The organism is Anoxybacillus ayderensis, assembly GCF_000833605.1.
GTDB classification, from domain to species: Bacteria; Bacillota; Bacilli; order Bacillales; family Anoxybacillaceae; genus Anoxybacillus; species Anoxybacillus ayderensis.
In genome coordinates, this window is sequence record NZ_JXTG01000034.1 from 1 (window position 1) to 11,004 (window position 11,004).

The window sequence follows — 11,004 nt, forward strand, 5'->3', positions numbered from 1 at the left end:
TAGCCCTTATCACGTATTGCTTACATGTTCTCATTCAATTGGAGATGAAAAGTAAGAAATCCCTACTTCGAATTACTCGTTGGTTAAAGAGAGCTCTGTGGAAACCAGCTTATGTTTGGTTGCGAAAATTTGATGGGCGAGCCAGTCCATAATCTCCCTTTTGTCGTTGTCGCTCTGATTTAACTGTATATATTTACCAAATGGACAGTGCCGCCTTTCTTTAGGTTTTGTCTTTTTGGCACAAATTCACAAAAAATAATTAACAGAAAATTCTAACTATATTTATGCAATGCTAATGAGGGTTTATGAACAATTATTGAATACAGAAAGGTAGAAAACTAGTTTTATAATTACATGTTCATTAATTGATGAGTTTTGGAGCATTCCCAAAAACGGAATTGTCTGGAAACCGGCGTATATCTGGATACGAAAGTGAAGGAAAAGCCATTCCTTAATAAAACGAAATATCGTCGTCACACAGGGTCTAATCGTAAATATTTTCCACACTAGTGATATAATTTATTTAAATAAAAGGTTGTAAAAAGCTGTTAAAAATTCCCTGTATAAAAGAGACAGTTTTTTTGAAGCAAAAAAGAACATACGTTCTAAAAATTTTGATAAAATGCGAGGTTTTATGAGTGAAAATTAATAAAAACGTCATAGAAAGTCAAAATTTTATTAGGTTTCTAGAAAATGAAAAAAATAACATTATTTATCTAAAATATGTGTGCGAACCTAGTGAAAAAAATGCAATAGAATTAAATGAAGCATATAAGAAGTTCGAGAGACAATTAATGGTGAGAGCTTATTTGAAAAAGGCTATTTATTACGAAGCTAAAAGGTTTGACCAAAAAGTTAGAAGTAAAGAACAAATAAATATATCAATCGATAAGAATCTTGATGATGGTACTACTCTAAGAGATTTTTTAATAGATGAAAAGAATATTCGAACTTATGAGGAAATGTGGGATACGAAGTTAGAAGAAATTTTCGAAAATATTAGGTTACATCACGCAATTAATAACCTCACTTGTAAGCAAAAAAAAATCTTATATCTGTTGTATATAAAGGAATTAAGCGAAAAAGACGCTGCGAGTCAGTTAGGAGTAACTCAACAAGCGATTTCTAAGGTACATAGAACAGCTATTAATAAATTAAGGGAGGTGATGAAATGATAGAAGGGCTTGAATGGGTACAAGTCATAGGTAATTTCGGGTTTCCAGTAGCAATTACGATTTATTTATTAATACGATTTGAAGGAAAAATAGATAAGCTGAGAGAGTCAATCGATGTCCTTTCGGACAATGTTAGCAGAATTAAATGAAGCAGGAGCAAGGAATAGAAGTCAAAGTAAGGTCGGTGGTAAAATGGTGAGTAAAGTTCAAGGAAATTTTGAATTAAGAATGGAAGAAAAAAATAAAATTATAGAAACACGGCTGTTGATTATCCAAAATTAGGCATACTACTCCCATATATTCGGGCATACTCAAATAAGACAGCTGCCATCTCGGATTTCCATTCGAGAGGAAGTTGCCCAGAGAAAAAACGACGGACAAACGAAAGAAAGGTAAGGGACGAGGTTGTCCGTTTTTCCGTTCGATGATATAGCCATCTCAGTAACACATAAGCGATAAATGCCGCAAAAAGTTGGTTGTATACCGCATGCTCGTTGGTGCCAAATAAGGTCGGAACGTTTAGATATTGCTTGATCCATCGGAAAAACACTTCCACTGTCCAACGTTCTTGATACATCTCGGCAATCTTTTCCGCCGATGCCTCTAAGACGTTCGTGACCACACGGATTTCATGCCCGTTCGCATCCTGAAAGATCACGACGCGATGGCGCTTTTTGGAACGACATTGTTTCGTTCCTAACTGGCAAGTAAAATCCGCCACAATAGAAGAAGAGGAGGAAGAAAGGCGCTTTAGGCTCTTTTTTTGATGGATCTCGACATTGTCTTTCATCCGAATCACAAACGGTTGCTTCTGTTCGACAAACCGATCGAGGCGTTCAATTTTAAAGTACGCTCGATCTTCGACAAGAACCGTTTGTACGTCTGTGAGCCGCTCTCCCACCGGTCCATCGTGGCGCAACCCTACGGTTTCTACGATGTCGCTCGGCATTTGTTGCTCAGGGGAATACGCGACGTGCATTTTCACTCCGGATCGTTCCCCATGATAGGGTGCCCATGTCAGGCGGTTTTTCCCCACGGTGACGGTCGTGGAGTCTACTATACGCAATGCTTTTGGAAAGCGAAGCGAACGGCGGGTTTGGCGATTGCACTTAGAAACAACCAAAGCAAATAAGCGCTTCATCACCTCGTACGGAACTTCTTTCGCTTTCTTAGAAACCGTCGAGTAATGAAATGTCGGCAATCCGTACATTTTCGCCACATCGGCACCATGACGGAAACTTTTCCATTCGTGAAGTGCCGCCAGCAGAAAAAAATCAACCAACGTGCGCACCGTAAACGTCCGCGAAGTGTCATGGTAGCCAACGGCTTCGGTAATCGACTGGAGATCTTCATCAGAAACAATTTTTTGCATCAAATTTGGGAGTGTGGTATACTTGTGCATAGAGAGCACCTCCTATATACATCCAAATTGACATTTTAACCTCTGATTTACGCAGTACACCCGATGCGACGCAACACCTCATCCGGGTGTTGTAGAACGTACTGTTCAAAACGAGTAATGGATTGGGCAATATCGTTTTGATCCTTGTGAAAAACGTTGGCAATCACTTCATCTTTCAACCACTTCCACAGCCGTTCAATCGGGTTCAACTGTGGGGAATACGGTGGCAAAAAGATGAAATGAAAAGCATCGCCTTCCTCGCCATCAAGAAAGGCTTGTACCATCTTGGCATGATGAATACGCGAATTGTCTAACACAAGCACGAGGAATCGATCGGCATATTTCTCTTTCAATCGGCGCAGAAAGTAGAGGAAGGTTTCGGCATTGGCGGATGATGCACGATGAAACACTACATCGCCTTGTTGAACATCGACGGCGCCAAAAATAGAAACGTGGGCGTGGTGACCATAGCTTGGCACTTGTTTTTGATTTCCTACTTCTGCCCATGTCGTACGAAGCGCTTGATACGCACGAACATGCGTTTCGTCCACATAAAACATAGTGACGTTCTCGGTGATTAGTTTTTTTTTATAAATTCGAGTTCCTTTTGAAAAGCAGCTTGATGTTCTGGATTCCCTTTCACAAGCTTATACGTCGGACGTGTCCATGACAAACGAAGACGATGCAATAACTTACGAATGCCTTCACGTGACATCGAAACGCCATAGGTATGTTGGATGTAGGATTGTAAAATACGCGTGTTCCATGATGAAGCAATGCCCCAGCCAGCATCCGCAGGTGTAGTAGTTAACACGAGTTGTCTAATTTCTTGTTGTTGTTCTTCCGTCAGAAATGGCACGCGACCAGGCGGCAACCGACGATCGAGTAGATGATCGAGCCCTCCTTCATTAAAACGTGCAACGTAGAGGGCAACAGATTGACGGCACAGATTGACCATTTTGGCCACATCTTTGCCAAGATGACCTTCCATGACGAGACGAACAGCGGTCACCCGAACGCGAAGCGAAGCATCTTTGATTTTCCGTTCTTGTTTCCGAAGTGTTCGAGGCGTCCAACCGTGATCATTTGTAATTTTAAGACGTTTCATGTCATTTCCGCTCCTTTTACACATGAGTATTTAGGAGCAGTATAGCCATGGAAAAGGGTGTTCATACAGAAGTCATTACTTTAAAGTGCATGTATATAGATTTGTTTGTGTTGTTACTTACATTCTACAGGAAAGGTGCTCTTTTTTCTATGTTTTTTATGGATATTATTGGTTAATCAACACGCCTGCAAACTTAAAATTAAAGGAGTGTTATTATGTCTTATTCATTTTCTATGAAAACTGTTACTGATGTAGGGAATCCTAATGTTAAATACAATTACGCTGTAATTACAACTGAAATTGAGAATGCAAAACCAGAAATTATTAATAAACGACTTATTGATGTACCGCATATTGGTATTAATGGTGGTTTCTTTGAAGGTAGTTACACTAGTCCTCCAACATCATTGAAATCTATTAGCTTTTGGAAGGGTGATACAAAACAATATCAATACAATGGGACTTCATCAAATCAGATTTCTCGTAAAACATTTATTTCTTATTGGCAGGATGGGCGATATAGAGCTGACTATCGATATGTAAAAAATTTAAATGAAGCTTTGGGTAATTATCCAGCAGGTTATGTTAAAGCTGTAATAGGTGGGAATGACTATAATTTAGATAGTTGGGGTTCTACAGCTTATTATGTTGCTTTGAATCGTACTGTTTTAGCGTGGGATAATGCGAAAGGGAAAGCTTATATGATTGTTACCCATGACAGAAATGTAAATATTCCTGTACTTAAAAATCATATGACACAGATGGGATTTAACCCTGTAAATTCAATTGTGTTGGATGGTTCTTGTTCGAGTAAAATGCGTGTTCCAGTTGGTGGAGTTGTTAAATATTATGGCTGCGACACTGAAAATCGTTATATCGGAAATATGATTCGTGTCTATGGAAGTGACCATTTCGGTTAATAGAAAGGGTATAAGGTTGAGATTTTATATAATTTTTTCTATAATTATTTTTATAAACCAGTCTAGACTGGTTTATAAAAACTAATCGAGGTAGCTTAAATGAAAAAAAGTTATAAAGTAATGATACTTTTATTGCCGATAATAGTAGCTTTAGTTACTACGTTAAGCGTTCAATTCATTGAGGGAACTTTGAAATCGGAGTTACTTCACTTTACGATGTTTGAAAATCTAATGATGTTTACAATGATCTTTTTAACAATCTATTTATTTACTATTGCTTTTGTAGTACCTATTAATATTTATATAACTAAGAAAATTGATAATAAATTAATATCATTTGTTTTATTTAATATTGTAGGTTTAATTTTAATAGGTTGCGTTGATATTTGGGTATTAAAAAATTTTGAATTAAAGTCTTTGTATCTAATTTTCCCACTATTTGCAGTTCTATCTTTGTTTCAGTCGAATTCTAAAAGTGTTTAACAAAATATATATCAGAGAAGGATGACCGATTAGAGTTGTCCTTTTTTGTTTTATAAAAACGTTCAGATTTTTTAGGAAAAAACTAGGGTCCTGCCGACAAACGGCATTTATCTATACTTAGGACTAAAAAAACCTTGATTTGATAAGGTTTTTACATTAAGGACATGTGAACAACGTATTATTCTTAAAATCGAGTCTCCCTACACGAATTCTACAACAGATCGTTGCCATGAATGCAACAAGAACGCCTTAAGGCGTTCTAATGAATTAAAAGGCATAGGTTATTCAAATAAGATTAATTAATTTTAATGCCTTCTCGTTATCAAGTATTCAAAAAGTGACTTTTTACTCTATTTTTCGTCTCAATAAATTCCTTAATGTATAATATTTGTGTTTTGTCGGTAGGATCTCTTATTGAAAAAGATTATATTGCCTCAGTCTGTAATAAAGCCGATGATTCCTTAGCGTAGGAACAATCGGCTTTTTTTATGTCGAAATTTGCTTAGCGTATGTTTTGCGCTTTTTGTTGGTAGGACCCCGTTCTGAAGTCACATTGATGCAACGGAGCCAACGACTATTAAAAACATATGAGCCAGAAGTTTCAGAGGCGATGACAAAAGCGCTCACGACTCAAGGCATCCACCTCCTCACAGGAGCGTCCTTTGAACGCGTCGAACAAGACGGAAACGTCAAAAAAATATATATAGAAGTCGATGGAAAAAAACAGGTGATCGAAGCGGACGAATTGCTGATTGCCACTGGGAGAACACCGAATACTGCAGCGTTACGTTTAGAAGCGGCTGGGGTGAAAACGGGTTCGCGTGGCGAAATTATTGTTAATGACTATTTACAAACGACAAATCCGCGCATTTACGCAGCGGGAGATGTCACACTCGGCCCACAATTTGTTTATGTCGCCGCATACGAAGGAACGATTGCCGCAGCAAACGCCGTTGGTGCCCAAAATAAAAAAGCTCAGCTTGACACCATCCCAGCGGTTACATTTAGTTCTCCGGCGGTCGCAACGGTTGGACTAACGGAACAGCAAGCAAAAGAAAAAGGATACGAAGTAAAAACATCTGTTTTGCCGTTAGAAGCTGTCCCGAGAGCAATTGTCAATCACGAAACGATCGGTGTCTTTAAACTAGTGGCAGATGCAAAAACAGGGAAATTGCTAGGAGTCCACATTGTAGCAGAACATGCGGGAGAAGTCATTTATGCAGCGACACTCGCGGTCAAACTCGGCTTAACGATAGACGACCTTCGCGAAACGCTCGCGCCGTACTTAACGATGGCAGAAGGATTAAAACTAGCGGCGTTAACGTTCGACCAAGATGTCGAAAAATTATCTTGTTGCGCAGGATGAGCCACTTCCATGCAGAAGCGGCTCTAGTTTTTTTTCTTATCTAACGCTTGTTTTAACAAATCTCCTAAGCTTGTACCAAACGAATCATTCTCGGCACTATATTTTCTCAGTAGTGCCCGTTCTTTTTGGCCAAGTTTTGTTTTTTTCTGTTCTTCTGCTTTTTCAATAACATTGCAAGGGCGGCATTGAAAGTAGATACCTGCTTTTCCTTCATGAATTTCCATCCGTTTTTTGCATTGTGGGCAGCGACGATGCGAAAGTTTTGGATCTTTTCGTTTTCGGAATCGGCAGGCCATATTCGCGCATACAAGCAGACGTCCTTCTTTTGTTGCCCGTTCTTTTAAAAACGACCCGCATTCTGGGCACATCGAGCCAGTTAAATTATGGGCGCGATACGTTCGATCGCTTTGTTTGATTTCCGCCACTAACCGCTCCGTTTGCTTGCGGATGTTTTGGAGGAACGTTTTCGGATCACCATTCCCGCGGGCAATTGCTTCTAATTCTTTTTCCCACTTTGCGGTCAACTGTGGCGATTTTAATTCCTCGTTCACGAGTTCAATTAATTGTTTTCCTTTCGGTGTCGGATAAAACCGCCCGTTTTTTCGCTCGACCGTTTCCGTTTCGATAAGGCGTTCAATAATGTCAGCCCGCGTCGCTGGCGTACCGAGTCCGTATTTTTCCATTTGTGACAACAAGTCGGCTTCGGAACAGCGAAGAGGCGGTTCTGTTAGCGTTTCTTTTTTCTCTAGCCTAACAGAAACCGTTTGGCCTTTCTTAAAAATAGGGAAAGTCATTTTCTCTTCTTGCTTTTCTAGAATGCATCGAAACCCGGCGTTCACTACTCGCGTTTCGCGTGCGATAAACGTTTCGCCGTCGATTTCAAAAACAGCTTGAACGGTTTCATATTCGCACGCTGGATAGAAAAGTGCTAAAAAGCGACGAGCGATTAAATCATATAGTTTTCGTTCATCGGCAGAAAGCTTGCCGACATCCAGCCGCTCTTCCGTCGGGATAATCGCGTGATGATCGGTTACTTTTTTATTATCAAATACCCGCTGAGCCATCACTTTCCCTTTATGTTTTAAAAGCGAAGCCATTTCGTCTCCGTATCCAGATTTCATCGCCTCTAGCCGCTCAAGCATCGTGTTTTCCATATCGGTCGTTAAGTAGCGCGAGTCGGTGCGCGGATACGTGACGAGTTTATGCTGTTCATAGAGCCGTTGTAGCACGCTTAACGTTTTTTTCGCAGAAAAGCCAAATCGTTTGTTTGCGTCCCGCTGCAGTTCCGTTAAGTCGTAAGGGAGCGGCTGCTGCTCTTTTTTTGTTTTTCGTTCAACAGAAATAACCGTTGCTTGCTTGTTTTTTAGTGTTTCATATAGCTGTTCCGCTAGTTCTTTCGAAAAAATTCGTTTTTCCCCGTTACGCTCCCAAACAGCAGGAACAGACCCGACGTTGGCATGAATCGTCCAATATGGCACCGGTTGAAACGACTGAATTTCTTTTTCCCGCTCGATGATCATCGCAAGCGTCGGTGTTTGGACGCGGCCTGCGGAAAGCGGTTCATTGTATTTGGTCGTTAACGCTCTCGTCACATTTAATCCAATCAACCAATCCGCTTCTGCCCGGCACACCGCCGATTCATATAACCGATCAAACTGTTTCCCCGGTTTTAAATGTTGAAACCCATCGCGAATCGCTTGGTCGGTTTGGGACGAAATCCAAAGGCGAAGGAACGGTTTTTTCCAACGAATTTTTTGCAAAATCCACCGTGCAACGAGTTCGCCTTCCCGTCCGGCGTCGGTGGCGATGATGCAGTTTTTAATGTCTGGGCGTTTTGCTAGTGTTTCGATAGCGCGAAACTGATGGCTCGTTTGTCGAATGATGTTCAGTCCCGTTTTTTCCGGAATAATCGGCAAATCTTCTAGCCGCCACGTTTTATATGCTGGGTTATAATGCTCTGGCATCTTCAATTCAATTAAATGCCCAAGCGCCCATGTGACAATATAGTTCGGTCCTTCCAAGTAATGTTTATGTTGTTCCCGACAGCCAAGTACGCGGGCAATTTCTCGTGCCACACTCGGCTTTTCGGCAAGAACTAGTGATTTCATTCGTTTTCCTCCTAGCCACAAGACTACTTGTTCAGTATAGCGGAAAGGGGGGAGTTTTGCACCTTTCATATTTCAAACGAGTTAAGAAGTGTGATAAAATAGGAAAAATAGGATGAAGTGGGGATGTATATGGCAACGATTGAAGATTTTTTAAACTAGAGATTCGCATCGGTACAGTTGTAAAAGCAGAACCGTTTCCGGAAGCGCGCAAACCGGCAATCAAATTAGAAATTGATTTTGGCGAACTTGGCGTGAAACGCTCCTCCGCACAAATTACGCGGCGCTACGAACCGGAACAGTTAATCGGGCGGCAAGTCGTCGCCGTCGTCAATTTTCCGCCGCGGCGCATCGCCGGCTTTTCCTCCGAAGTATTGGTCCTCGGCGGCATTCCGGAAGAAGACGATGTCGTGCTTTTACAACCGGACGCACCTGTGAAAAACGGAACGGTGGTGGGGTAATTATTACACCAGCAAGAACATCGAGAAGAAGGAGACAACCTTCGTAATTATCTTTATGTACAAAAAACGGGGGCTGTATAGTTAGGGAATGTGGTCGGAACGATTTATTAAAAGTTGTTGAGGTTTATTAAGAAGGGGGGGCTAGTTTGAATCCTGAAAAATACATCGTCCAGAAACACCCGATTTGGGAAGTATGGAAAACAGCGGCGCGGTTAGGATTGGTTTCTTTCGGTGGGCCTGTCGCTCACTTAGGGTATTTTCGTGAAGAGTATGTGAAAAGGAAACAATGGATGGATGAGAAAACATATGCTGATTTAGTTGCGTTATGTCAGCTACTTCCTGGACCGGCGAGCAGTCAAGTCGGGATTGGCATTGGATTTTTGCAAGCAGGGATGCTCGGGGCGATTGCGGCATGGATAGGATTTACGCTTCCGTCGGCATTGATTCTTTTATTGTTTGCCTATTTTTCCAAAGGGATTGCTATCGATTGGCTGCATGGATTGCTCGTCGTAGCGGTAGCGGTGGTTGCTCATGCCGTATGGGGAATGGCAAGGGCGTTTGCTTCCGATCGTTCGCGTGCGACGATTGCCGTTGCGGCGGCTATTTTGTCTTTTTTGTTTCCAAACGCTGGAGGACAAGTTGTTATCATTATTGTTGCTGGGATGTTAGGAAGCCTTTTGTATCGGAGCCATTCGCCCACAGCGGTTTCGTCGATTTCTATTTCTTCAGGAAAAAAAGTGAGCTTTTTACTTATATTTTTTATACTGCTTGGGCTGCTTCCGCTTGTCGCACAATTGACGAGTTCTCCGCTTGTCGCGCTTTTTGACAGCTTTTATCGCGCAGGGGCGCTTGTTTTTGGTGGAGGACATGTAGTACTTCCTTTATTACAAGCGCAAGTAGTGACGAAAGGATGGGTAACAAACGAACAATTTTTAACGGGATACGGAATGGCGCAGGCAGTACCGGGACCGTTGTTTACGTTTGCTACATATTTAGGGATGGTAAGCTTCGGATGGAAAGGGGCAATTGTCGCAACGATTGCGATTTTTCTCCCGTCTTTTCTATTAGTCATCGGGACGCTTCCGTTTTGGGAATGGATTCGTCAGCATGCACGGTTTCAAGCGGCATTCCATGGCATTCACGCGGCGGTGGTAGGCATTTTGCTTGCGGCGCTGTATCATCCAGTATGGACAAAAGCCATTCAAACCCCGGCGGATTTTTGCCTTGCATTAGCGGCGTTTTGTTTACTAGCGATTTGGAAATGTCCGCCTTTGCTTGTTGTTATCGTCTCCGCTATCATTGGCGCGTTTATCTAGAAGGGGAATCGAAATGGGACGCATTATTTTTCATATCGACTGTAATTCGTTTTTTGCTAGTTGCGAAGAGGCGTATGACCCGTCGTTAAAAGGGAAGCCTGTTGTTGTTGCAGGCGATCCGAAAGAACGAAGGGGGATTGTGCTAGCAGCAAATTATCTCGCAAGGCAGCTTGGCATTTATACGACAATGCCGCTATGGGAAGCGAAGAAAAAGTGCCCGTCTCTTATTGTGCGAAAACCGAACTTTTCGCTTTACCGCGCAATCAGTCAACAAGTGTTTGAACGTTTACAGCGCGTTTCTCCGCTACTTGAGCGGGCCTCTATCGATGAAGGCTATTTAGATGTTACAGAAATGGCATCGGTACATCCACCTGAATCCGTGATGAATTGAAATCGACTTTGATTTTGTTGTAATTTTGATGGATTGATAATCCATAAAACCCTTTTTATGCTTATGACCTATGTCATCTCTATTTCCGAAAATGGAACAAATCTCTTTTTTAGGTATACGAACCAAAAAAATAGACAAAAAAGCCCAGGGAGTGACGTTGGACATCAGTGCTCGAACATTCGTTCGTTATCTTGCCTCTCTCCATTTCTGATAGACGTTCAGTAGGGGCTCGCTATAGCCACTCCTTCGCGTCAGTTTCATCCAGATCTGTCGTGAT

At 41.6% G+C, this 11,004-nt stretch carries 8 protein-coding genes and 3 pseudogenes; 7 read left to right on the forward strand and 4 right to left on the reverse strand.

From position 1 onward, the window contains the following. Positions 1-638: 638 nt before the first annotated feature. Both JV16_RS14360 and JV16_RS15440 read left to right on the forward strand, forming a co-directional pair. Positions 639-1,175, forward strand: a complete 537-nt coding sequence (locus JV16_RS14360; RefSeq protein ID WP_042536412.1) for a sigma-70 family RNA polymerase sigma factor — start codon at positions 639-641, stop codon at positions 1,173-1,175. Next, the gene (locus JV16_RS15440) at positions 1,172-1,324 is read left to right on the forward strand and encodes a YvrJ family protein (protein WP_080730353.1); all 153 of its coding nucleotides are present in this window, start codon (positions 1,172-1,174) and stop codon (positions 1,322-1,324) included. Before JV16_RS14360 ends, JV16_RS15440 begins: the two co-directional genes overlap by 4 nt. Before the next feature lie 119 nt (positions 1,325-1,443). On the opposite strand, the gene JV16_RS14365 is transcribed toward JV16_RS15440, so the two are convergent. From JV16_RS14365 to JV16_RS14375, 3 genes are read right to left on the reverse strand one after another with little or no spacing between them, the layout of a single operon-like run. Next, positions 1,444-2,577: an IS4 family transposase gene (locus tag JV16_RS14365; RefSeq protein WP_042536413.1), complete on the reverse strand. Its 1,134-nt coding sequence runs from the start codon at positions 2,575-2,577 to the stop codon at positions 1,444-1,446. 47 nt (positions 2,578-2,624) lie between these two features. Beyond that, positions 2,625-3,128 carry an IS630 family transposase gene (locus tag JV16_RS14370; protein ID WP_244463840.1) on the reverse strand — a complete coding sequence of 168 codons (504 nt, stop codon included), beginning with the start codon at positions 3,126-3,128 and terminating at the stop codon, positions 2,625-2,627. Positions 3,129-3,154: 26 nt separating this feature from the next. Then, on the reverse strand, positions 3,155-3,685 hold the full coding sequence (locus JV16_RS14375; RefSeq protein WP_042536414.1) for a helix-turn-helix domain-containing protein: 531 nt from the start codon (positions 3,683-3,685) through the stop codon (positions 3,155-3,157). Between the two features lie 215 nt (positions 3,686-3,900). Here JV16_RS14375 and JV16_RS14380 point away from each other — a divergent pair, with 215 nt between their 5' ends. Next, positions 3,901-4,605, forward strand: a complete 705-nt coding sequence (locus JV16_RS14380; protein ID WP_042536415.1) for a phosphodiester glycosidase family protein — start codon at positions 3,901-3,903, stop codon at positions 4,603-4,605. Between the two features lie 1,024 nt (positions 4,606-5,629). Next, positions 5,630-6,454, forward strand: a pseudogene (locus JV16_RS14390) (FAD-dependent oxidoreductase); the annotation flags it as partial. A gap of 23 nt (positions 6,455-6,477) precedes the next feature. On the opposite strand, the gene JV16_RS14395 reads toward JV16_RS14390, so the two are convergent. Continuing rightward, positions 6,478-8,562, reverse strand: a complete 2,085-nt coding sequence (locus tag JV16_RS14395) for a DNA topoisomerase III (protein ID WP_042536416.1) — start codon at positions 8,560-8,562, stop codon at positions 6,478-6,480. 129 nt (positions 8,563-8,691) lie between these two features. Between JV16_RS14395 and csaA the strand changes: the two are divergent. The 3 genes and pseudogenes from csaA to JV16_RS14410 all read left to right on the forward strand — a co-directional run. Then, positions 8,692-9,020: pseudogene (gene csaA, locus JV16_RS14400) on the forward strand (chaperone CsaA). A 146-nt stretch (positions 9,021-9,166) separates the two neighbouring features. Continuing rightward, positions 9,167-10,336 (forward strand): chromate efflux transporter, encoded by a 1,170-nt coding sequence (gene chrA, locus JV16_RS14405; RefSeq protein ID WP_042536417.1) that lies wholly within the window; start codon positions 9,167-9,169, stop codon positions 10,334-10,336. A 13-nt stretch (positions 10,337-10,349) separates the two neighbouring features. After that, a pseudogene (locus JV16_RS14410) lies at positions 10,350-10,706 on the forward strand (Y-family DNA polymerase); the annotation flags it as partial. Between the last annotated feature and the right edge of the window lie 298 nt (positions 10,707-11,004).